The sequence below is a fragment of the Nocardia sp. NPDC046473 genome, assembly GCF_040645995.1.
Classification (GTDB): Bacteria; Actinomycetota; Actinomycetes; order Mycobacteriales; family Mycobacteriaceae; genus Nocardia.
The window spans coordinates 114,491-138,181 of record NZ_JBEYZJ010000012.1 but is presented as its reverse complement, the minus strand read 5'-3'; the positions used below and the strand labels follow the sequence as shown (position 1 = coordinate 138,181).

At 68.0% G+C, this 23,691-nt stretch carries 19 protein-coding genes; 6 read left to right on the top strand and 13 right to left on the bottom strand.

Annotated elements, in window-relative coordinates:
• Positions 1-1,292 precede the first annotated feature (1,292 nt).
• The 5 genes from ABZ942_RS37770 to ABZ942_RS37750 form a co-directional block, all read right to left on the bottom strand.
• The gene (locus tag ABZ942_RS37770) at positions 1,293-2,321 is read right to left on the bottom strand and encodes a cation diffusion facilitator family transporter (protein WP_357390815.1); all 1,029 of its coding nucleotides are present in this window, start codon (positions 2,319-2,321) and stop codon (positions 1,293-1,295) included.
• A gap of 131 nt (positions 2,322-2,452) precedes the next feature.
• On the bottom strand, positions 2,453-3,508 hold the full coding sequence (locus tag ABZ942_RS37765; protein WP_357390813.1) for an alpha/beta hydrolase family protein: 1,056 nt from the start codon (positions 3,506-3,508) through the stop codon (positions 2,453-2,455).
• 441 nt (positions 3,509-3,949) lie between these two features.
• Positions 3,950-5,164 (bottom strand): sugar ABC transporter permease, encoded by a 1,215-nt coding sequence (locus ABZ942_RS37760; RefSeq protein WP_357390811.1) that lies wholly within the window; start codon positions 5,162-5,164, stop codon positions 3,950-3,952.
• A 73-nt stretch (positions 5,165-5,237) separates the two neighbouring features.
• Entirely contained in the window at positions 5,238-5,975 is a 738-nt protein-coding gene (locus tag ABZ942_RS37755) for an ATP-binding cassette domain-containing protein (RefSeq protein WP_357390809.1), read from the bottom strand.
• Positions 5,972-7,054 (bottom strand): sugar ABC transporter substrate-binding protein, encoded by a 1,083-nt coding sequence (locus tag ABZ942_RS37750; RefSeq protein WP_357390807.1) that lies wholly within the window; start codon positions 7,052-7,054, stop codon positions 5,972-5,974. Before ABZ942_RS37750 ends, ABZ942_RS37755 begins: the two co-directional genes overlap by 4 nt.
• Positions 7,055-7,157: 103 nt before the next feature.
• Between ABZ942_RS37750 and ABZ942_RS37745 the strand changes: the two genes are divergently transcribed.
• Positions 7,158-8,333 carry an ROK family transcriptional regulator gene (locus ABZ942_RS37745; RefSeq protein WP_357390805.1) on the top strand — a complete coding sequence of 392 codons (1,176 nt, stop codon included), beginning with the start codon at positions 7,158-7,160 and terminating at the stop codon, positions 8,331-8,333.
• A gap of 6 nt (positions 8,334-8,339) precedes the next feature.
• On the opposite strand, the gene ABZ942_RS37740 is transcribed toward ABZ942_RS37745, so the two are convergent.
• The 6 genes from ABZ942_RS37740 to ABZ942_RS37715 form a co-directional block, all read right to left on the bottom strand.
• The gene (locus tag ABZ942_RS37740; RefSeq protein WP_357390803.1) at positions 8,340-8,936 is read right to left on the bottom strand and encodes a hypothetical protein; all 597 of its coding nucleotides are present in this window, start codon (positions 8,934-8,936) and stop codon (positions 8,340-8,342) included.
• Complete coding sequence (locus ABZ942_RS37735) at positions 8,926-9,210, bottom strand: hypothetical protein (RefSeq protein WP_357390801.1); 285 nt, start codon at positions 9,208-9,210, stop codon at positions 8,926-8,928. The genes ABZ942_RS37740 and ABZ942_RS37735 overlap by 11 nt, the downstream gene beginning before the upstream one ends.
• A gap of 30 nt (positions 9,211-9,240) precedes the next feature.
• Complete coding sequence (locus ABZ942_RS37730; protein WP_357390799.1) at positions 9,241-9,768, bottom strand: hypothetical protein; 528 nt, start codon at positions 9,766-9,768, stop codon at positions 9,241-9,243.
• Between the two features lie 50 nt (positions 9,769-9,818).
• Positions 9,819-14,759 carry a hypothetical protein gene (locus tag ABZ942_RS37725; protein ID WP_357390797.1) on the bottom strand — a complete coding sequence of 1,647 codons (4,941 nt, stop codon included), beginning with the start codon at positions 14,757-14,759 and terminating at the stop codon, positions 9,819-9,821.
• A gap of 122 nt (positions 14,760-14,881) precedes the next feature.
• Positions 14,882-15,217, bottom strand: a complete 336-nt coding sequence (locus ABZ942_RS37720; RefSeq protein WP_357390796.1) for a hypothetical protein — start codon at positions 15,215-15,217, stop codon at positions 14,882-14,884.
• A 248-nt stretch (positions 15,218-15,465) separates the two neighbouring features.
• Entirely contained in the window at positions 15,466-16,821 is a 1,356-nt protein-coding gene (locus tag ABZ942_RS37715) for an FAD-dependent oxidoreductase (RefSeq protein WP_357390794.1), read from the bottom strand.
• 418 nt (positions 16,822-17,239) lie between these two features.
• On the opposite strand from ABZ942_RS37715, the gene ABZ942_RS37710 reads away from it, so the two are divergent.
• The gene (locus tag ABZ942_RS37710; RefSeq protein WP_357390792.1) at positions 17,240-18,028 is read left to right on the top strand and encodes a CPBP family intramembrane glutamic endopeptidase; all 789 of its coding nucleotides are present in this window, start codon (positions 17,240-17,242) and stop codon (positions 18,026-18,028) included.
• Between the two features lie 43 nt (positions 18,029-18,071).
• Complete coding sequence (locus ABZ942_RS37705; protein ID WP_357390790.1) at positions 18,072-19,433, top strand: DUF2252 domain-containing protein; 1,362 nt, start codon at positions 18,072-18,074, stop codon at positions 19,431-19,433.
• Positions 19,434-19,436: 3 nt separating this feature from the next.
• Here ABZ942_RS37705 and ABZ942_RS37700 read toward each other — a convergent pair whose 3' ends face one another.
• Positions 19,437-19,937, bottom strand: coding sequence for a CGNR zinc finger domain-containing protein (locus ABZ942_RS37700; protein ID WP_357390789.1), 501 nt, complete (start codon positions 19,935-19,937; stop codon positions 19,437-19,439).
• Positions 19,938-20,214: 277 nt separating this feature from the next.
• Here ABZ942_RS37700 and ABZ942_RS37695 point away from each other — a divergent pair, with 277 nt between their 5' ends.
• The gene (locus tag ABZ942_RS37695; RefSeq protein ID WP_357390787.1) at positions 20,215-21,471 is read left to right on the top strand and encodes a hypothetical protein; all 1,257 of its coding nucleotides are present in this window, start codon (positions 20,215-20,217) and stop codon (positions 21,469-21,471) included.
• 78 nt (positions 21,472-21,549) lie between these two features.
• Positions 21,550-21,813 (top strand): hypothetical protein, encoded by a 264-nt coding sequence (locus ABZ942_RS37690; RefSeq protein ID WP_357390785.1) that lies wholly within the window; start codon positions 21,550-21,552, stop codon positions 21,811-21,813.
• Here ABZ942_RS37690 and ABZ942_RS37685 read toward each other — a convergent pair.
• Positions 21,808-22,458, bottom strand: coding sequence for a helix-turn-helix domain-containing protein (locus ABZ942_RS37685; RefSeq protein ID WP_357390783.1), 651 nt, complete (start codon positions 22,456-22,458; stop codon positions 21,808-21,810). The genes ABZ942_RS37690 and ABZ942_RS37685 overlap by 6 nt on opposite strands.
• 55 nt (positions 22,459-22,513) lie before the next feature.
• On the opposite strand from ABZ942_RS37685, the gene ABZ942_RS37680 reads away from it, so the two are divergent.
• A complete protein-coding gene (locus ABZ942_RS37680; RefSeq protein ID WP_357390781.1) occupies positions 22,514-23,671 on the top strand; it encodes a nucleotide disphospho-sugar-binding domain-containing protein in 1,158 nt (385 codons plus the stop codon).
• Positions 23,672-23,691: the final 20 nt, after the last annotated feature.

Sequence of the window (23,691 nt, the reverse complement as noted above, 5' to 3'; positions counted from 1 at the left end):
CTCGGGGAATACCGACTCGGAGCGCCCGGCGGGCGACACCGCGCACCTGACGTGCGCCCAAAGCCGGGCACGGCACACGAGGCGAGCATCGAGGCGAGTCATAGGGGCGCTATACGATCTTGAACGGCAACCATTTGACTCTGTTGATCTTGAAAATGCTCGAGACGCCACCACAGCCAGATGACCACCTCGGGGACGCGACATCGCGCACCTGACGTGCACCTAAAGCCGGGTACGGCACACGACGCGCCCACACTACTTCAGGGAAAACCGGGAACTGTCTTCAGCTTTCATGAACAGCTCACCTTGGGAAGTCCTTAGGTGCACTTGCCCGGATAGGTGTACTTATCCAAGGGAATGACCGAATAGTGCTGGGCACGTCGCCTGCCGTCCCCGGCCTTAGTTACCGGTCAGGCGCACGATGTCACGTCCCCGAAGTGGTCATCTGGCTGTGGTGGCGTTTCGAGAACTTCGATAATCAGCCAATCCCGGCCCCCCGAGGTGGTGAAGACAGCTCCGGCACCCACTGTGTGAGCCCGACACCCAGTACAGCCGGTGTCGGGCTCACACAATGGGTGCCCGGATAGGTTCCCGAGGTGGTCATCTGGCCGCGGTTGCGTCACAAGGGGCTGCGATGTGGTCAAACCTGGTGGTGAGCAGAGGCTTTCATACAGTGTCCACACCATTCACAGCGGCGTAACCGGCCCTGCGAGCCGTACGCCCACTGCGCGCGCTGCTGACCCAGCACACAGAAGGTGTGAGGCGAACACAGTGGGTGCCCGGATAGGTTCCCGAGGTGGTCATCTGGCCGCGGTTGCGCCACAAGGGGCTGCGGTGTGTCAAACCTGGTGGTGAGCACAGGCTTTCATACACTGTCCACACCATTCACAGCGGCGTAACCGGCTGTGCGAGCCGTACAGCCACTGCGTGCGCTGCTCACCCAGCACACAGAAGGTGTGCGGCTGACACAGTGGGTGTACGGAAGGGGTTTCGCCGGGTGACCTGGCCGCGGCCGCGCCCCGAGAGCTCCGCCGTAGTGAAACCCATTGGTGTGCAGTGGGTTACACAGACCGTGCCTACCTCTCACAAAGACTCAACACTCTGCGGAAGTGTGGACGGTCTGCGGGTTCGGCGTCTACAGAACGGGGAGGCGTCCACCGGCACCACCCCTGCGGGTTCGGGCCGCATCACCTCGGATCTGCACCCTCTCTCGGGATCTGCACTCGGAACAGGGCCCTAGAGTCGGTGCAAATCCCGAGTGAGGGTGCAGATTTGGTGGTGCGGGGGGGTGGCTAGCCGTGGGGGTGGGTTACGCCGGGGCGTTCGCGGTGGACGATTCCGTGGGAGTCGTCGCAGTGTTCTTCCAGGACGGGGAGTAGGCGGTTGGCGGTGGGGGTGGCGGCGGTGGAGACGAGTTGGGAGTGGTCTACCTGGAGGGTGGTGTGGGTGATTTCGTAGTCGTGGTCGAGGAGGCGTTCGATCTGCTGGCGCAGGCCGTGGCAGTCGGCGCCGGGCTGGACGAGGACGTGGGCGGAGAGGGCTACGTTGCCGGAGGTGATCTGCCAGACGTGCAGGTCGTGTACCTCGTCGATGCCGGGCATCTCGACCAGGCGGCGGCCGAGGGCATCCGGGTCGACGCCGGCCGGTGCGGCCTCCAAGAAGATGCGGCCGGACTCGCGGACCAGGCCTAGGCCTGCCTTCACCATCAGTGCGACGACGACCAGGGTGGCGATCGCGTCGGCGCGGGCGAAGCCGGTGACCAGGACAACGATGCCTGCGACCGCGGTCGCGATGAAGCCGTACAGATCGTTGAGCACGTGCTGGAACGCGCCCTCCACGTTCAAGCTGGTGCGGTTCGCCTTGCTGATCGCCCACGCCGCAGCCACATTCACCACGATGCCGACCAGCGCGGTGAGGACCACCAGGCCACCGGTCACCTCCGGCGGGTCGAGCAGCCGGCGAATGGCCTCGTAGGTCAGCCACCCCGCGAGCACCAGCAGGGTGATGCCGTTGGCCTGCGCCGACAGGATCTCGGCGCGCTTGAAGCCGTAGGTGTATTTGCCGCGCGCGGGGCGAGCGGCGAGCCGAATCGCGGTGAGCGCCAGCACGATCGACGCCGCGTCGGTCAACATGTGCGCCGCGTCGGAGAGCAGGGCCAGCGAATTCGCCAGCAGGCCGATCACGACCTCGACCATCATGAACCCGGCGATCAGCGCCAGCGCGACCGTCAGCCAACGGCGATCGGCATCGCTCGACACACCGTGCGAGTGTGCTCCGTGGCCGCCGCCATGGCCGTGTCCGTGCTCGTGTTCATGTCCCATTAGCCGCCCGCTTTCGTCACCGCCATGTATGCGCATATCTGCATCTGTTCGACAACCTTAGCTCACCCTATGCCGACCGCAACCTACTACGTGGGATGACCTGGATCACAGAGTTGCGGTCGGCGAGCGCGTCAGCTGTAGAGCCCCTTGGCGAGCACCGGCCAGGATGCCACGAACGCGTCCTGCCAGTAGCCCCAAGAGTGCGTGCCGGTCGGGGTGAAGTCGAAAGTGGCGGGGATACCGAGCTGGCCGAGCCGGTATTGCAGGTTCGCCGAGCACAACCGGATACCGGCCTCGATCGCGCCACCGACCACCAGCTGATCGGCCCACTGCGAAACGCCGGGCTTGATCTGGAACGGCCCGTCGAGGGTGTCGTGCGCGCCGGGCAGACCGCTGCCGCTGGACACGAACAGGTTCACGCCGCGCAATTTGTCCGCGTGCACGAGCGGGTCGTTGGCCGCCCAGTGCGGATCGTCGGGCGGGCCCCACATGTTGGCCACGGTGCCGCCACCACGCTCCACCGTCATCTGCACGAAGGCCTGACCGATCGGATCGCTGGTCTGGGCGCACCCGCTGTAGGAGGCGACGCTGCGATACAGCTCCGGCTTCGCGATCGACAGCGCCAGCACCGAGGTGCCCGCCATCGACAGCCCGGCGATCGCGTTCACCTTGTTGGTGCCGAGCGCGGCATCGATCAGCGGCGGCAATTCCTCGGTGAGGTAGGTCTTCCACTTGTTGGGCCCGAGTACCGGATCATCCTTGATCCAGTCCGTGTAATAGCTGAACTGACCGCCGACCGGCTGGACCACGTTGATGTTCTTGTCCGACAGGAAGTCGAGCACGTTGGTGCGCAACTGCCAGCTGGCGTCGTCGACGCCGCCGCCCGCGCCGTTCAGCAGATACAACGTCGGCCGGGCTTGCGAGGTATCGGCGGGCCGCTGAATATCGACCGGGAAGGTGGCCCCCTCCATCGCCGTCGATCGCACCCAGATCCGAATGTTGCGACCGTCGGGCTCCTCCACCCGCGCGATCACCGACCCGTCCGGCGCCGCAGGCGTATCGACCCACTGCGCGCTCGATGCCGTCGCCTGCGCCGGAGCCCCGGCCGCGATGCCGGCGCCGAGACACAGCGATGCCGCAAGCACTACTGCCCGAGCCCGAACCACCCACATCGATCTGCGATCCACGAACACACTCCAAAAACCCCGACCCTCACGGCCCCGAACTCATGCACAACTCCCCCACCGTGTCGGTCATCCGCCCAGGTCCGTTACTGGATGTTCGCTGAGACACACCTCGGCGGCGGCAGTCCGCAGTCGCAATGGGCCGCCGCAAGTACTGTTTCCGGACCGACTGGACGGGAGACAATCCTGCCGCGCCCAGGCGCCCTCCGACGAGCGATGGTGAGACGGCCCTGATCTCAGCGCGCTCCCTCAGCACCTGGACTCGGTTCGAGACCGTCAGCCCGAAGGGGTCCCACTGCCTGCCGCAACGCCTGCAATCTCGCCCCGACCGGAACCCACACACCCTCCGCTGTGGCAGGCGAAACCCGCCGGACCGCCTGGACGCGGGACAACCCTGCCGCGCCCAGGCGCCCTCCGACGGGCGATCGTGAAATCGCCCCCAGCTCAGCGCGCTCCCTCGGCGCCGCGTCGCGCGACCGAGTCGATGGCGACCGAGATCGCGAGCACGGCGCCGGTGACCATGAAGCGCACCGAGGAGTCCACGTTGAGCAGCAGCATGCCGTTCGTAATCGATTGGATGACAAGGATTCCCAGCAGCGCGGCGTATGCGCGGCCGCGGCCGCCGAACAGGCTGGTTCCGCCGATGACAGCGGCGGCGATCGCGTTGAGCAGGATGTCGCTGCCACCGGAACTCTGGTTGACCGCGACCAGCCGGGAGGCGGCGAGGATGCCGCCGAGGGTGGCCAGCGCGGAGCAGCCGACGAAGGCGTAGATGCGGATCGCGGTGACGTTGATGCCCGCCCGGCGGGCCGCCTCGGCATTGCCGCCGACCGCGTACATCCGGCGGCCGAAGACGGTGCGCCGCAGGATCAGATCGAGGCCGAGGACGAGTCCGCCGAAGATCACCAGGGTCAACGGCACGCCGCGATCGGAATTCAGCACGACGACGGTGAGGCCGAGCAGCAGGGCGAGGCCGCCGGAGCGCACCACGATCCAGGCCGGCGCGGAGGCGTCGAGACCCGCGTGCACCCGTTGATGCCGAGTGATCAGACTCGCGACGAGGTGTCCGCCCGCCAGCAACACCACGAGCAGCCAGCCGAGCACGGCGGGCAGCCAGGTATCGCTGATGGTGGCGATGCCGCGGTCGAACGGCAGGTTGACGGTGCCTTCCTTGCCGAGCAGATACAGCATCATGCCCTGCCAGCCGATCAGCCCGGCCAGCGTCACGACGAACGACGGCATGCTGAGCATCGTCCGCATCAACCCGTGCAACAGACCGATCGCGGCGCCGACGGCAACGGCGGCGAGCACCGCGAGCACGACGTTCCAGCCGTGCCGCACATAGAGCAGCGTCATCACCACGGCCGTCAAGCCGCTGACCGAGCCGGCCGAAAGGTCGATCTCGCCGAGCAGCAGCACCAGCACGATGCCGAGCGCAATGGTTCCGGTCGCGGCCATCTGCAGGGCCAGGTTGGTGAGGTTCTCCGCGGACAGGAAGTGGGCGTTGAGCCGGTAGAACACGATGCCGATGATGACCAGACCGATCGCCACCGGTACCGATCCGACCTCGCCGCGACGTAGCCGATCCATTGCCGCGTCGGCTAGTCCACGCCCCTGGTTTCCCTGCCAGACAGGTCTTTTCATTACTGCGTCACTCATGACTGCACCTCGCTGGCGCTCGGTTCCGTCATGTGCGACGCACGCTGTGACATGATTCGTTCGCTTCGCTCTCTCATGCAGCTGCTCCCGTGATCGCTGCCACGATATCTTCTTGAGTCGCTTTAGCGGTCTCGAACTCTCCTGCATTCCGGCCGAGCCGCAATACCACCACGCGGTCGCTGACCGAGCGCACATCGACCAGGTTGTGCGAAATCAACAACACCCCGAGGCCGCGCTCGCGCAATCGGCCGATCAGCGCCAGTACCTGCGCGGTCTGTTCGACGCCGAGCGCCGCGGTCGGCTCGTCCAGAATCACCATCCGCGGCCGCCCGAGCAGCGCCCGCGCGATAGCGACCGACTGTCGCTGCCCGCCGGACAGCGAGGACACCGGCGAGCGGACGTCTTTGATCTTCACATCGAGCGAGGCGAGCAGATCGCGGGCGCTGCGCTCCATCTCGATCTCGTCGAGCACGCTGCAAATGCTGGTCTCCGCACCGAGATGCAGATTGGCGACGACATCGAGGTTGTCGCACAGCGCGAGATCCTGGAACACGGTCGTGATGCCGAGGGCCTGCGCGTCTTGCGGGCGGGTGATCCGCACCGACGCACCGGCGAAGACGATCTCGCCCTCGTCGGCCACGGTCACGCCCGAAATCGCCTTCACCAGAGTCGATTTGCCCGCGCCGTTGTCACCGACCAGCGCGACCACCTCACCGGCGTGCACCTCGAGATCCGCACCGTCGAGCGCCTGCACCGCACCGTAGCGCTTGGTCAGCCCACGCGCCGAGAGAACCGTTGTGGGAGCTGTCATTTGATACCCGCGGCCTGGCATGCCGCCGCCACATCGGGCGTGCAGATATCGGCGACGGTGTATAGGCCGTCCTTGATGATGGTGTCCTTGATGTTGTCCTTGCCCACCGCGATCGCGTCGAGTAGATAGGACGGGATGTCGGTCGCGCCGTTGTTGGTTTTCGCAGGCGCCGTGGGCTTTTCGCCCTTCGCGAGGGCCACCGCGAGTTCGGCCGCCTTCTCCGCCTGGGCACGGTAGTCCAGGTAGATGGTCATGGTCTGCTCGCCGGTCAGAATCCGTTGCACGCCTGCCAGTTCCGCGTCCTGCCCGGTCAGCGGCGGTAGTGTCGCGTAACCGGCCCGCTTCAGCGCCGCGATCGCGCCGCCCGCCATGCCGTCGTTGGCCGAGTACACGCCGACGATCGCGTCCTTGCCGAGCGCGGTGATGGCCTGTTCCATCTGCTGCTGCGCCTTGTCGGGAGACCAATCGGGAGTGTCGAATTCGCGCCCGATCTTCACCTTGCCGTCCAGCGCCTCGTGCGCGCCCTTCTTGTAGTCGCCCGCGCTGGGATCGGTCGGCGATCCGTTGATCACCACGAGCTGACCCTTGTCCGTGGTGCCGCGCTTGTTCAGCTCGGCGAGCAGCGCCTCGCCCTGCACCCTGCCGACCTTCACATTGTCGAACGACACGTAGTACTCGTAGCTGATGCCGGAGATCAACCGGTCGTAGGCGACCACCGGGATCTTCTTCTGTCGCGCCGTGTTCACCTGTGGGGCAACGGCATCGGCATTGACCGCGTCGAAGACGATGACGTCGGCGCCCTGGGTGAGCGCGGATTCGAACTGGCCCTGCTGTTTTGCCGCGTCTTGATCGGCGTTGAAGTAGAGCACCTTGCAGTTGCCGCAGAGCTGCTTGACCTTCGCCTCGAACAGCGGGCGATCGAAGGCTTCGTAGCGGGTGGTCTTGGATTCCGGGAGCAGCAGCGCGATCGTCGGGGTGTCGCTGCCCGACTTCGCGTCTTTGGTGCTGTCGCCGGAGCTACAGCCTGCCGCCAGGACGAGTGCGGCCGCCGCCGCGGTGAGGAGCTGAATTCGACGCATGAGGTCACCGTGCCGAGAGGAGAGTGAGAGCGCCCGGTTGAGCGTTGGTAAGAAAGGTAGTTTACTAACACCGAGGTGTCCAGTGGTACGAGCAGGAGGATTGATGAGTAGGGTCGGCAATCCCCAGCTCCTTCGGACGATGAACGAGCGGCTGCTGCTCGACTACCTGCGGCTCAGCGGGCCTGCCTCGCGCGGTGACCTGGCCAAGGCCAGCGGATTGTCGAAACCGACAGTGTCGGCGGCGCTTTCGGGGCTGGAGCAGGCCGGGCTGGTGCAGTTGGTCGGGTCGCTCAGCGGCAGGCCGGGGCCGACCACCGCACTCTACGACGTGAACGTGCGCGCCGGGGTGGTTGCGGGCATAGACATCGGCCGCAACTGGATTCGCCTCGCCATCGCCGACCTGCGCGGCGATTTCATCGGGCGGCGCGATGTGCGCAACTCGGCCCGTTCGGCCGCCGATCTGGTGCGGCGGGTGCGCGCGCTGGCCGACGAGGTCGCCGACGAGTCCGGCGTCGAATGGTCGGATGTGCACTACGCGGTCATCGGCAGTCCCGGCGTGCTCAACCCGCGCACCGGCCGCCTCGACTACGCCCAGAACCTGCCCGGCTGGGGCCGCGCCGGGTTGGTCGGCCAGCTGCGGGACGCGCTCGAGGTGGAATCGACCATCGAGAACGACATCAACCTCGCCGCGGTCGGCGAGCTCACCTTCGGTGCGGGCGCGGGCGTGCGCAACTTCGTGCTCATCTCGGTCGGCACCGGTGTCGGCATGGGCATCGTGATCAACGGCGAGCTCTATGTCGGCAATACCGGTGCGGCGGGCGAGGTTTCGTTCCTGCCCGCCACCGAGGTCGACGCTCCCCCGCTCGATGCCCGCGAGCGCGGGATGACCGAAACCGTCGCCGCCGCAGGCGGAGTCGCGCGTGCGGCCGAGCAGGCCGGTCTGGCCGGAGCCTCGGCCAAGGAGATCTTCAGCGCGGCGGCCGCGGGCGACCCACGCGCCCTGGCGGTGGTCGAGTCCGAGGGACGTCGGATCGGCGCGCTCATCACCGCCGTCGCCTCGATCCTCGACCCGGAACTCGTGGTGCTCAGCGGCGGTATCGGCAACAACCTCGAGCTGCTCGGCGAGGCGATCGCGCGCCGGATGGCCGAGCTGGGCCCGCTGCACCCGCGCATCGTCGCCAGCACGCTCGGCGACGATGGCGTCCTCACCGGCGCCGTCTCCCGCGCGCTCTCCGTCGCCAGGGATCGGCTCTTCGAAAGGCGTTCGACCGGAATCTGATTCGGCTCAGCGGGCGCTGAGCGGTGGGCCGTATTGCGGGCCCTTCGGTTCGGCGAAGACGGTGGGGCAGGTGCGGCGCATCCGGTCCATGGAGCCGTTGAGGGAGGTCAGGGCGGCGGTCACCGAGTCGGCGACCGGTTGCGCCGGGCTCCCGTTGTCGAGGACTGCGGCGAAGTCGGACAGCGAGTTGTGCAGTTGACCACCCGCGTTGGCGACGTCGCGGTAGGCGCTGCCGATGAGCGGGGATCCCATTCGATCGACCGCCGGGTTGAGGGTGTTCGACACCTGGTTCGAGAGCCACATGCCTTGGGTTACCCGGGTTTTCACCTCGGCGAGGTCGCCGCGGGACGCGGCCGGGCCGAGGCCGTCGAGTTGTTCGGACAGTTGGCGGAAGGTGTCGCGCAGCCCCGCGACGGCCGTGCCGCCGAGCGCACAGTCCGCCGTGTCCGCGTCGGCGACGCGGTTGCGGAGCGCATCGTTCGAGCCGCCGCTCGAACACGCGCTGAGCAGCGCGGCGGCGACGAGGAACAGCACGGCCATGGCCGGCACGCCGAGGGAGGCTTTCCCTCGGCGTGCCGGCCGTCTGCGTGCGTTATCCGACATGGGTCAGCACCGTGAGGATCGCGTTCTGCACAGCGGGCACTAAGCCGAGCGTCAAGACGATCGCCATGCCGAACCCGGCTTGCACGTGCCGGTGCCTGTTCCACCACCCGATCGGCTCGGTCCGAGGCCGGCCGTTCCACTCGACGCCGGTGGCCGTCGCGACCTCGTTCTGTTCGTAGTAGCCGAACGCGATGGGCGACGACTCGACATCGAGCAGACCACCGAGCGGGTCGGTGGCAATCCCACCGGGACCGATGTTTCGCGAATCGAACATGGTGCCAACCTCTTTCGTGCTGGTCGCGGACTACCCGTCGATGTTGCTGCTCCACGGCAGCATCAGCTCGTCGTAGACGGCCTGGGTGAATTCACCCTGGCCGACCAGGTCACTCAGGACTGCCGCGGTGACGGCCTGGCCGACCACGGCTACCGCACCGATCGAGCCGAACGACTCGAGCAACCCGCTCAGGTCGCTCGTGCTGGTGGCCGCCGTCGGGGACACGGCCTGACCGGCGATCATGCCCGCGAGCTGCACGTTGCGGGATCGCCCGAACGCCTTGGCCGTCGCGGTCGCGATGTTCAGCGGATGCGACGCCACCGATTGGGCATTCGCGCCCATGCCGAGCCCCGCCAGCAGGCCGCTGAGCCCACCCTCCAGGCCCGCGCCGTTGGACAGGGCCGAAACCTTGTCCTGCATCAGCTTTTTCGCCGACGCATTCAGCTTCTCCCGCTCGTCCGCGGTCAGCTGGCCGGAGCGTTCGATGATGCGGATCGCGTCCTGCCACTGCGGGCCGTAGAGGTACTCCAGGTGCAGGGTTTCCGTGGTGTTCGTCATGTCTGATCTCCTTGGCTAGAACTGGATGTCTTGACACAGAGCAGGATTCGTCACATCGAAACGCTGACAAGGCGCGAGGCGCGATCGTGCGCCACCGCTTCGGCGGCCCCCTTTCCGGTGTAGGGCAGCTCGGCGAACGCGACCGGTGCGGCCGCAGGCTTGCTCGGCAGCGGGGCAAGCAGCTGCTGCAGCGAGGCCGCCAGCTGCTCCAGGCTCGGGTCGTCGGGAATGTCGTCGAGGAACTGCGTGCCGGTCGCGGCCGCCCCGCCACCCGAAGCACCGAGCGGCCCATTGCGATCCAGCGCCGCCCGAATGCCGGAGATGATGCCGACCCGCGCACCCGGGGTGAGCAGCACGGCGATCGCGAGAGCGAGCGCCACCGCAGCGGCGGCCCCCAGTGCAGCCAGCGGCGCACCGATCAACGCGGCGAGCCCGACCAGCGGCGCGGCAATCAGCGCCGCCGCACCCACCGCGGCAAGCGGCGCCAGCACCGCCGCCGCAGCAGCCGCCAACGCACCACCGATCAGCAACTTCGGGATCTCGATCAGCGCGAACAGCCCGAGCCCCGCCAGCGGCAGACCGACCAGCGCCGCGAACGCACCGCCGACCAGTAACACCGGAAGCGCAAGCAGCGCAAGCGCACCCACCACAGCAAGCGGCACACCGATCAGAGCAACGAGCGCACCACCGGCCAGCAAGACAGGGAGTGCAAGCAGCGCAAGCGCACCCACCGCAGCAAGCGGCACACCGATCAGAGCGGCCAATCCGGCCAACGCGCCACCGGCCAAGAGCACCGGAAGAGCCAGTACCGCAAGCGCACCGAGTGCCGCCAACGGAACGCCGACCAGCGCGGCCAGTCCGGCGAGCGCGCCACCGGCGAGCAACACCGGAAGGGCAAGCAGCGCAAGCGCTCCGACCGCGGCCAGCGGAATACCGATGATCGCGGCCAGCCCGCCACCGATCAGCAGCACCGGCAGCGCGAGCACGGCCAGCGCACCCACCGCAGCCAGCGGGACACCGATCAGAGCGGCAAGCCCGGCCAACGCGCCACCGGCGAGCAACACCGGAAGGGCAAGCAGCGCAAGCGCTCCGACCACTGCGAGCGGCACGCCGACAAGCGCGACCAGTCCGGCCAACACACCGCCGACCAGGAGCACCGGCAGCGCGAGCAGCGCCAGCGCGCCGAGGGCCAGTGGCAGGCAGATCAGCAGCTTCACCGCGACGAACGCGGCCGCCAGGGCAGCGAGTGCACCGCCGACCAGCAGCACCGGTATGCCGACAATCGCGGCGAGCGCCGCACCGACCAGCAGGACCGGGACGGCAACCGCGGCGAGCGCGACACCGACCACCGCGGCCAACGCACCGGCCGCCAACAACACCGGAATCGCCAGCAGCGCAACCGCACCCACCGCGGCCAGCGGCACGCCGATCAGTGCGGCCAGTCCAACGAGCGCACCACCGATCAGCACGACCGGCAGCGCCAGCAGCGCCAGCGCGCCGAGCGCGGCGAGCGGCACCCCGACCACCGCGGCCAAGGCCCCGCCGATCAGCAGCACCGGCAGCGCGAGGACCGCGAGCGCACCGACTGCGGCCAGGGCCAACAGCGGCACGATCGCCAGCAGCGCCAGCGGAGCGCCGATCGCGAGAACGCCCAGCACCGCTACCGCCACTGCCGTTGCCCCGGCGACGGCGCCGGCCACCAGGGTCACCGCCAGCGCGGCCAGGCCCGCCAGCGCGAGCAGCGGCACTGCCACCAGGGCGAGCAGTGCGAGGACCGGCAGAGCGAGGACCGCCAGCACCGGAATGGCCACTACGGCAAGCGCACCGAGCGCGGCCAGCCCGAGCACCGGCAGCGCGACCAAGGCCAACGCACCGAGCGCGGCCAAGCCGAGCACCGGCACGGCGAGCAGCGCGAGCACCGGAAGGGCGAGCAACGCGAGCGCGCCGAGCCCGGCCAACGCGATCAGCGGCACGAGCACCGCCGCGACGAGGCCGAGCGTGGCGAAGTCGAGCAGCAGGCTGGCGACGAACAGCGTGACCGCGAGCGCGGTCGTCACCGCCACCACCGAGACGCCGATGATCGCCGCCAGCACCGGCAGCCCGACCAGCCCGAACAGGCCGATGCCGATGCCGAGTGCCGCGACGACCAGGCCGGCCACCAGCACCGGCGACCAGACCGCGAGCAGCGCGAGCGCAATGATCGGCGACAGCGCCGTCGAGACCACGACCGCGAACGGCCCGAAGATCAAGAACGGCACCGTGAGCACGGCGGCGAGCGCGAACCCGACCACCGCGACCGCAGCGGTGGCGATCACCGCCGCCACCCCGAGCACGGCCGCAATCAGCCAGCCCGCCAACAGGATTGCGCCGAGGCCGACGCCGCCGACCGCGAGTGCCGCGATGGCCAGCACCGCCATGACCGCGAACGCCGCGGCCGCGACCGGAATGGTGACCAGCAGCAGCGGCGGGAACAGCGCGGACGCGGCCACGAACACACCGAGCGCCAGCACGCCGAAGAACACCCAGGCGGCCACCAGGCCGAGCCCGAGCGCCGCGACGAATCCGCCGAGCAGCGTGCTGACCACGGCCACCGTGCCGATGGTCGCCAGCGTGCCGAGCAGCACCGCGCCGAACAGCAGCGGAATCGCGATCAGCGCGAGCGGCGGGTTGATCACGATCGCCGCGAACGCCGCGAGGGTCAACATGACGAACGACAGCACCGAAACCACCAGCCCGCCCGCGAATACCGTTGCGACAACGGCAAGTGCGAACGCCAGCAGGCCGAGCACGATGGCGCCACCACCGATCCAGGTGGCCACCACGAACGCCGCGGCGACCGCGCCGATACCGACCCCGGCGATGATCGAGAAGGCCAGTGCGGCAACCAGAATCAGCGGAATCGCGTACGGCATGGTGACCATGAATGCCAGCGTCGCCAGCAGCGCCGCGCCGGCCAGTGTCGCGATCGCCAACAGCACCGTCCCGGTCAAGGCGAACACCGAGAACGCGATCAAGCCGAACCCGCCGAACAACACCGCGAGCCCCAGCGCCGCCGGAATCGCGACGAGCCCGATGAACAGCAGAGGCGCCAACAGCGGCCCGAGCACCGGAACGGCGAAGACCAGTGCGATGGTGGCGATCAGACCGCCGACCACCGCGAGCGCGACGCCCGCCGCACCGAGCGCGGCGAACACGATGCCCGCTGCGGCCAGCCCGGCCCAGAACACCGCGGCCGCGACGAGCTGAATCGCGGTCGCCACCACGGCAAGCGCGAACAACACCGTCACCGCGGCACCGGCGACTACCGAGAGCACCAGCAACCCGGCGAGCGCCACCACAGCCAGAATCACGCCGCCCGCGAGCCCGACCGCACCGAACGCCACCAGCGCGACTACCGCGAGCGCGACCAGGATCGGAATGGCGATGAGCCCGAACGGAGTCAGCAGCGACAGCAGGCCGACGCCGACAATCAGTGCGGCGGTGGCGAGTCCGGCGACACCGAGCACGCCGAAGAAGGCCACGGCCGTGGCGATGAGGCTGACGACCAGGAAGGCCAGCACGCCGCCGAACAACAGCGGCGCGAGCACCAAGCCGAGGACCGGAACGAAGACAGTGGTCAGCAGCGCGGCCACGGCGAGCACGACGAAACCGACGACACTCAGCGCGAGGCCGATCGCCAATGCCGCTACGGCAAGGGCGATTCCGCCGACGATAGCCACCGCGATCGCGGCGATACCACCGACCAGAATGACCGGCGCCAGCACCGAGAACGCGACGATGGCGACCGGAATCGCGATGAGCAGCACCGGAATCGCGATCACCGCGAGCACGATCAGCACCGGGATGGCCAGCACCGCGAGGATCAGCCCGCCGATGATCAGCGCACCGATCACCAACGGCGCCAACAGGATCGCACCGAACACCACCGCGCCGAGCGCGAGTACGGCTGCCACCCCGATCCCGCCGGCGAACAGCAGCGGCACGATCGCGAGTACCGCGATCACCGGAATAGCGAGCAGCGGTAGCGCGGCGGGATGCCTGGCATCGGACACCAGCCCGCGCACCGCCTCGCGGATCTCGGTGAACACCGCGCCGATCGCGGCGGCCGGGTTCGACGCCAGGGCGAGTAGCGGTGCGAGGAACGCGAGCACCGGCGCCATGCCCGCCAGTTGCGGCGCGAACAGGCCGATCACCGGCGCGGCGATCGCGAGCAGTCCGGGCGGTAGCTGTTGCGCGACGGGATCCTGTTGTCCCACAGCGGGAGTGAGCATGTCACGCAGGCCCTTGACCGGATCGGGTCCGTCCTTGGGGAAGCCGAAGAGCGTCCGGGCCTGGTCGATCAGGTCGTCGATGGCCGGCGTCGTTCCGGTACGACGCGTGCCTGCCAACTCGGTGGCCTGCTCGACGAACGCCAGCAGGTCGTTCACCGGGCCACGCATCGGGCCGTCAGGAAACGTCGTGTTTGCCCAGGTCGCCAGCTGATCGAGCTGCATGCCCGAACCGGCGATTTGCGCGACGGTTGCGGCCAGGTCTGCGACGGGCGCGGGGACGCGGCCTGCCACCTCGGTGGCGACCGCGGCGGGAGCACTCTGACCGCCCGGGGCACCGCCGCCACCGCCGAACCAGTCCGGTCCGGGTGGCTGCGCACCGCCCGAGCGGTAGTTGTCGATCGCCGAGTTCACCTGGTCACCGAAGGGCGTGTTCGCACTTGCCGCGCTCGCGGCGCCGAGTGCGTCGTCCAGCGCACCTTGCTGGCCGGGATCGAGCACCTGCCCCGCGACGTCACCCGCACCGGACAGCAGGCCGTTCAGATCGGCAGGGGGTGCGGGAAGGTCGATATCGGCGCAGGCGTGACCGGCACCGATCATGGCCGTCGCCATGGAGGCGAAAGTGGCTGCGGCGTACATGCCGCGCCGGGACTTCTCGACGCTCTTGCGGTGCTTTGCCGATGCTTTGGTTTCTCGCTGACGTTCCTTGGTGACTACACGCATTTCGAGCCTCTCCGTGAACCCGTCTCGAGGACGTGCCGGTTGGATGCGCGCATGGCCCTGTAGTCGAGAAATTCGCGGGCGCCGGCGCGGAAGGCGATATCGGGGTCAGAGCCCCGCCCGGGTCAGACCGGACCGGTTTCGGCCGGGGCGCAGTTCGCCCTGGACCAGCCGCCATCGGTACCGATGGTTGCGCCGATATGGGTGTGCGGCATGCCGAGGAGATCGCGGCAGCGGATGTAGGCGTGCTCGCCGACGCCGGCGCCGGGGGCACACGTGACCGTCAGTTCATTGGGCACCGACGAGTCCGTGGTGCAACCGGACACGTCCGGGTCCGCGGCGGCCGCGCCGGGTTCGGCGAACCAGCCGCCGACCAGCACTGTGCACAACACCAGCAGCGCGGCCGGGAAGGTGCGGCTCGGCCACACCAGGCTTTGCTGAACATTTGCTGAATGTGCCATGCGGTCCATGGTTCGCGCACCGCAGAATCTCAGTCAACATAACGGAGATCACTATCCGTCATTCGCCCAGGTCAACCACGCCTTTTTGCTCCGGAAATCGCGGAGCGCGTCAGGAAAGCGTTAACAGATATGTACAGGCATTCTCAACAAGCCTATGATTCAAATCTCAACTGGACGAGTGACCATCTATTGCGGTGGCAACATCATCCGACGTCCGGAAACCACAGTCCGACACCGAAATCGGCGCGTCAACCCACGGCGGCACGACGATAAGCCGAGAGCACCTCGGCAGCCGCGCGCTCGCCGGAACGGACCGCCCCCTCGATATAACCGGCCCATTCCGTGGCGGTTTCGCTGCCCGCCCAATGAATCGCGCCGATCGGCTGGCGCAACGCCGAACCGATACTGGTCAGCACGCCGGGTGGGAAGAACGCACCGTAACCGCCGCGGGTATACGGGTCGTCGGCCCACACCTTCTCCCGCCATGCGATCGGATCACGCGCCTTGTGACCGAAGGCACGCACGAGTGAGCCGACGATCATGGTCCGGCGTTCGTCGGCTGACAGCGCGGCGAGGCGATGGGCCGCCCGACCAGGGATGAGTGCGCCGAGGACGCCGGGTCCGCCGGGGCGGGTGGCGTCGAAGGTGACCGGGACCGGGTCGTGCAGATTCAAAGCCTGACCGGTGAGTCGATCGTCGCGCCAGAAGGGCCGCTCGTACCCGGCGAACGCCTTCAGCACCGAACCCATCGGCATCCGCTGGGTGAGGTGATCGCGAGCGGCGGGCAGTGGCGGGTCGTAGGTGATCCGTCCGGCCAGTACAGGCGGCAGCGCGACGATCACCTGCGCGGCACGCACCTCGCCGAACTCGCCGCGTACCGAAAGACCTTCCGCCGCTTGCTGAATCGCGGTGACCGGAGCGTGCAGTCGCAGCACGTCACCCAACTCGGCAGCGATCGAGCGGGCGGGCCCGTCCGCACCATCGACGAACAGCCGGGTGACCGTCTCGGCCGTCACACCGCTGTCGACACCACCCGCAGCACGAATGGTGGTCAGCAGAGCCAGCATCGAGACGCTGCCGACGTCGACGCATAGTTCCTCACCGATCATCACCTCGGCGAGGTGCCTGGCCCGGCGCTCGGGCAGGTTGCGGCGCAGCCAGGTGGCCGCGGTCATCGAGTCGAGCCGGTCGGCACCCGGGGTGGTCCACGGACGCGCGAGGTCGATGCGCGCGGCCAACCGTTCGATCCGCCACATGGCCTGCCCGAGAACGACGAGCACCAGCGGCGGCAGCGGCGGGCGGGCACCGGCGAACGGATGCCGAACAGCGCCCTCTACCAGCAGATTCGCGCCGTCGGACGGTGCGGCGTATGTTTCGGCGCCGTACTCCTCCGCCAGCGCGGCGAACCGGGTGTGGCCACCGGAGATCCATTGGGCGCCGAGATCCACGGCCCAATCGTCCGCGATCCGGTCGGTCTGGGCCCGGCCGCCGACGCGACCACCGGCCTCCAGCACGGCGATCTCGCGTCCGGCCGCGCGCAGCGCCCGTGCCGCGGCCAGCCCCGCATATCCGGCACCGACGACAACCACGTCAGCGTGGTCCATGCCGGCCTCCCGTCACTACACCGTTGAACACCCACTGTTGATCACAGTCCGCCGATGCGCAACCGCTCGCCCCGGATTGCCGAACCCGATGTCGCGGTGCCGGATCCGGTTCGCGTGGGAGCGGCCGGAACACCGCCTCGGCCGAGAGGTCGCATCACCGGCGGAAATCGGCGAAGGAATTACCGCATCGGCTCAGCCATGGCGCAGGCGCCGAACGCGTCGGATCCTGCTGCGGCCGTTGACCATTACCGCCGTGCAGCTACGACGGTCAGCATATGACGCTTCGTGCCGCGCCTAGCCATTGTGTTGGTCACGCGAAATTCCATGAATTCTGTTTTTCGAGAAACATGCACAGTGATGCAGAATTCCTATGCTAATTTCCGATTATCCATACATCTCCATCGCCAAGAAAGGCGCGATGACTTCCCAATCCGTCGACATTCCGACCACCGACAAATCGTGGGCGGTCAAAGCCTGGATTCTGCAAGTCATCGCCTTCGTACTTACCTTCGGCGCACCCACCGTGGTAGCCGTCGTCTTGCTGGTGAACCGAACCGACCCACAGTGGACCGGATTTCCCGCCAACGCCTACCGCATCGCGGGCTGGGCCGCCTTCCCCTTCGCCGCGCTGGCACTCTGGGTCGCCCGCCGCTGGCTGGGCCTGACCGGCACCGAACTCGGCCTGCGCGCAGGCCGACCGGCCCGCGCGGGCTTCCTCGGCGCGATGGGCGCGGGCTACCTCACCATGTGGCTCGGCCTGCTCGGCCTCGGCACCTTTCCCGAATGGGTCACCGGCGAAGACGGCAATCCCATCGGCGCCATGTCCGCTTGGGACGGCGTGACCTGGAGTCTGCGCGCCGGATTGGTCGAGGAGACCATGCTGCTGGCATTGCCGATGGCCATCATGCTCCGCCTGCGCTGGTCCTGGCCCGCACAGCTGGCGGTGCTCATGACGCTACGACTGCCTTTCCATCTCTACTACGGCCCAGCCGCGATACTGATGGCCCTGGTCTGGTGCGCCTTACTGCGCTACGCATACCTCCGCGTCCAGCTGATCTGGCCGTTCATCGCCGCGCACATTCTTTACGATCTGAACGTCACGGTGGTTCCGATCGGCCCGCTGCGCGCCGCGATCACCCTCGCGATGCTGATAGTCGGCGGCATCGTCTTCCTGTCCTGGTGGCGCGAACGAGGCCGACACTCGTAGCGAATTTGCTCACCGGTTGCCGAGCGGATGACACACTGGCACGATGGCGGACACCTTGGCGATTGTGGAACCAGGCGCGGCCGAGCAGGGCCGACGGGCGCGCAAGCGGGTCGGTCGACGGCCCCTGGGAGTGTGGGAACCACCCGCCGATCGCGCGGACCCGATCGCCGTGCTCGAACGCCAGGCCAAGACGCGGGTACCCGAGCTGGTGCCGATCCGATACGCCCGGATGGCCGCAGGCGAGTTCCCGTTCCTGCGCGGCGCGCCCGCGATCATGGCCGCCGACCTGGCCGCCTCCCCCAACACGGGCCTGACCGTCCAGCTGTGCGGTGACGCACACCTGTCCAACTTCGGCCTCTTCGCGTCGCCGGAACGCGCACTCGTCTTCGACCTGAACGATTTCGACGAGACCCTGCCCGGCCCGTTCGAATGGGACGTCAAGCGCCTGGCGGCCAGCATCGCGGTCGCCGCACGCGGCAACGGATTCGCCGACACCGATGCCGAAACCGCGGTCGGCGCCGCGGCGTCGGCCTATCGGGAGGCGATGATCCGGCTGTCCGGACTCGGTGAATTGGCCGTCTGGTACGAGAAGGTCGACGCCGACCAATTGGCGACGCTGGTCCAGAAACCCAAGCGCCGCAAGGGCGTCGAGCAAACGCTCGCCGAGGCGCGGGCCAGCACCAACCTGCAGGCCCTGGAAAAGCTGACCGAGCCGGATGCCGACGGCGTCCCGCGCATCCGGCACCGCCCGCCCTTGCTCATCCCGATCGGCGAGATCGACGCCGCGACGATCCAAAAGGTGTTCAGCGACTATCGCCGCACCCTCGCCGAGGAACGCCAGGTGCTGCTCGACCGGCACGAGATGCTGGATCTGGCCGTCAAGGTGGTCGGCGTCGGCAGCGTCGGCACCCGCTGTTTCATCGCGCTGCTGGCCGGGCGACTGAACGGCAGCCCGCTGTTCCTGCAGGTGAAAGAGGCCCAGCAGTCGGTGCTGGCCCCGCACACCGCGGCGAGCAAGTTCCGCAATCAGGGACATCGAGTCGTGCACGGGCAGCGGCTCACGCAGGCCGCGAGCGATATCTTCCTCGGCTGGGCGACCGGCACGGACGACCGGCACTACTACTGGCGCCAGCTGCGCGACATGAAGGGTTCCCCGGACATCGAGGAAATGTCACGGTCCTACCTGCGCGACTACGCGGCCCTGTGCGGCCACACCCTGGCCCGTGCGCACGCGCGCTCCGGCGACCGGGTCGCTATCGCGTCGTATCTCGGGTCGAGTGACGCCTTCGATCGCGCGATGATCGATTTCGCCGTCGCCTATGCCGATCAGACCACCGTCGATCACCAAACCCTGCTCGCCGCAATCGAATCCGGCCGAATCGTGGCGGCGAAGAAGGCGTACTGAGCCTCAACCCGCGCGCCGGGACCGATGCTCGGCCACATGCACCCGGTTCGAGCACTGCGATGAGCAGAACCGGCGCCTGCCGTTGCGGGAGGTGTCGATGAAGACGGTGTCGCACCCGTCGCGGGCGCACCGGCCGATGCGGTTCGGGTCGTCGCAGAACAATGTGGCCAGGCCGACCGCGGTGTAGGCCTTGACTCGTTCGTCGACGGGCGCGGTCTCCTGCGCGAAGTGCAGGTGCGGCATCCGGTCGTCGTGGGTCGAGATATACGGCTGGCTGGTTGTTTTCGCGAGCAACGCGTTGAGCCGCTGCACCGTGGGGTCGTCGAACACCGCGCCGAGCTCATCGATCCACCGACGCAGCTCCGTGTCCTGCGCCGCATTGAACATACCGATCGGTTTGTAATCCGCTGTGGCCAACAACTTCCGCAAATCCTCGTCCTGGCCCGCGTTCACCAGCCGAGCGGCAAGTTCGGCCGCCGCGCCACCGTAAGGGTTGAAATGCACTAGGTCATTACATCAGGCTGGGCCTATGGACCTGACCTGCCCCTCCTGTTCCTGGCCGACACCGACGGTCGTATCCGCGCACGGCGCCGTCCGCTACCTGCGCTGTGTGTGCGGTCAGTGGCTGATCGCCGAGCATGGTCTCGTTGTGGCAACGACCGGAAACAGCTCGTTCGGTATGCGCGATATACCACTCAGAGGCGATGATCCCGAAAGGCCGTGCAGGGCCCGGTATTCGAGCTAGCCTCGATGGGCAGTCTCATGTGGAGGGTATTTCGACATGACCACGGCTACCGTCATCCGGCCGTTGGCACCGAGCGAAGAAATCTTTGCCGGTAGTGAAGTTCTCGTCGGCTACTCGATGCGACTGTCCGGTCGGTTGAACCTGGCGGCGCTGTCCGCTGCGTTCGACGCGGTGGTGCGCGCGTATCCGGCGCTCGGCGCGCATCTCGAGCCCGACGGGCGCGGCCACATCCTCGTCGAATCACCGGGCAGCACACCGGAAATCACCGTCGTCGACGGCGATCCCGAACAGTTGCTGAGCGGCGCGCGGTTGGACCAGCGCGCGGCACTCGCCGCGCTGTGCGTGGTCCGCGACGGCGACAGCACCGGGGTGACGCTGGTGACCCACCACAGCGTCGCGGACGCGTGCCACTCACTCGCGGTGCTCGCCGAGCTGTGGTCCTGCTACACCGAGATCAGCGGCGGCCGCGCGCCGACGCTCACCTCGCATCGCTTTCCGGACGCGGTCGAGGACCTGCTGCTCGAGCGGTGCGTCGAGAAGATGTCCGGTCTACCGGTGTCCAGTCGGCCGTTGCTGGTCACCGAACCACCGAGCATCGCCGCACCTGTCGCCGACGACGAATCGTACCTACTACCGCTGACGGCACGCTGCCGTCTCACCAAGCGGGAGACCGCCGCGCTGGCCGACCTCGCGCACCGTGAAGGCACGACGATCAACGGGCTGGCCTCGGCCGCGATCCTGCTCACCGAGGCCGAACTGCGCGAGCTGCCGCTGACCGAGCTGAGTTACACCTACTCGGTCGACCTGCGCAACCGGGTCTCCCCCGCGATCGGCCACACCGAGGGCACGAATGTCCTCGGCTTCGCCGACTTCGTGCCGACCCGCGACGCGGGCAACACGCTGATCGGCCTGGCCCGCGGCATCAGCGACGCCCTGCGCACCGGCCTGGCGAGCGGCGTCGTGCAGCAGACGCCGCTACACATCCCCGACATCGCGTCCGGTCCGCCGCCGCGGGCGCCCGGCATCGTGCTTGCCACCAACTGGGGCCGGATCGATCGACCGCGACTGCCGGAAGGGCTGTCCATCAACGACTTTCGCACGGTGATGATCGCGAAGCCGGACAAGACCGGGCATCGGCTGCAGCAGCCGAGCGGCACCATCATCATCAGCACCTTCGACGACCGGCTCAGTATCGAGATCCATCATCCGGTGGAGACCACCGCGCAGCAGCGGCGCCGGGTGCGTCTGCTGGCGTCGCATCTGGATGCGGTCCGCGAGGTCGGCGCCGCTTAGCCGCTTACGCGCCGCTGTCGCGATACCGCGAGCGTCACGCTGCTGACGCATCACTGCGTAGCAGACGCCAACCACTCGTTGGCCGTGCCGGCCGAGTTGTGGTCGTGCTACACCGATGTCATTGCCGGACGTTCGCCTGAACGGCCGTATCCGGTGTCGATCGAAGCGTTGCTGGCCGAGCGCGGTATCGAGAAAACGGCCGGTCCGGGCGGCGGCACCTGCATTCTCAGCACCTACGGCGGGCGGCTGAGCATCGAGATCCATCACTTGGGATCGACTGCCGCGCAACAGCAGCGGCGCGCGGACAGCTACGCGGCCGAGCTGCGCGGCGTCATCTCATAACGGCGGCAACAGTTCTGGCGCGAGCAAGAGCTGGGCCAGGCTTTCGGCGATCCAGTTCTCCGCGTCCGCGCCGGACCAGCCGCGGTCCTCGATGAGCGAGCGGTACACGTCATAGGTCGTCACCGCGTACAGGATGTCGGCCGCACGCTCGGCTGTGAGGCCAGGGCGCAGCGCGTGCTTGGCCGCCAGTTCCGGGGTGATGTGCCGAGGTCCGTCGTAGCGGCCGCGTTCGGCCTCGGCGAGAAAGTTGCCGACATCGGGATCCGCCGACGCGGTCATCCGCATGACGTCGAGCAGTCCCATGTAACGCTCGGACACCTGCCGCATGTGCTTGGCGTACAGCGCTAGTTGCCGCACCGGATCGGGTTCGGCGAAAAGTTCGCGCACCCATTCACGCTCCGGCGGCGGGGTGGCGGCCTCCTCGTCCGGGCCGGCCACGAGCACCGCGGCCGCTTCGGCGAGCACCGCGACCTTGGTGCCGAACGCCTGGTAGATCGTCTGCACGTGCACACCGGCCGCGTCGGCTATCGCCTGCAGCGTGGTCGCGGCGTAGCCGTGCTCGGCGAACAGGGTCGCGGCCGCCTCGGCCACCTTGCGTCGGGTTGCCCGGCGACGGCCACCGCGCGGCTGGATCGGTCTTGACATGGTCGCCATCTTATCTATAGTTCACTATATAGTCAGCTATAGGTAAGGGGTTCCCGTGCGTGTTCTCTGTTCGACGACACCGATGGAGGGCGTGTTCGCGCCCGCCCTGCCGCTGCTCACCGAGTTGGCGCGCGCCAGTCACGAGGTGCTGGTCGTTACCGCGCCCGATCTGGCCGATCGGGTACGGGCGACCGGATTGCCGACCGCGGTCGCCGGTCCGCCCGCGCCGGTCGCGGCCGGGCAGGCGCTCGCCGATCCGGTGTTCGCGGGCGGTGGGCAGCCGTGGCGGATCGGCGCGGTGATGTTCGCGCGGATCATGGCGCCGGAGAAGCTGCCCGAGCTCAGGAGGATCGCGGCCGAGTTCCGGCCGGATCTGATGCTGCAACCGCCGGTGGATCTCGCCGCGCCGATTGTCGCCGCCACATTGGGGATTCCGTCGATTACCTATGGCACCGGGTTGCTGTTGGAGTCGGAGTTGATGGCGGCGATGGCGGAATGGGTTGCCCCACTGTGGGATTCGGCTGGCCTCGAGCCCGATCCACACGCCGGGATGTATCGGAGCGGTTACTTGGATCCGGTTCCCGAAGCGCTGCAACCGGATCGGGGGCCCGCAGCCGGGTGCGCACGATCGATTCGGCCGCATCTGCCAGGTTCTCGGACTGAAGCACTGCCCGACTGGGCGGAGAAGCTCGGTGATCGGCCGGTCGTCTATTTCTCCCTCGGCACGGTGCCGATCTTCAATCAGCCCAGCATGTTCGAGCCGGTGCTGCGGGCGTTGGCCGAGCTGGAGGTCGAGGCGATCGTCACGGTCGGCCGCACGAACGATCCCGAGGCGTTCGGTCCGTTGCCCGACAACATCCATCTCGAACAGTGGTTGCCGCTCGCGGCGGTGCTGCCGCGGTGTGCTGCGGTGGTCTGTCACGGCGGTGCGGGGACCACGTTGGCCGCACTGTCCCACGGACTTCCACTGTTGCTGCTGCCGCGCGGCGCTGATCAGTTTCCGACGGCTGCGGCGTGCCGGGCAGTGGGGGCGGCTCAGATCGTGTCGCCGGACGCAGCCACGGCGGACACCGTCCGGGCTGGGCTCGAGGCGATTCTCACCGATGCGTCGTACACCGCGGCCGCAGCACGCTTGCGGTCCGACATCGAGGACATGCCAACGCCCGCAGCAGTGGCCGGTGAGTTATTCGAAGTCCCCTTTTATCCATCCTGAATATAACTGACCCAGGGCCG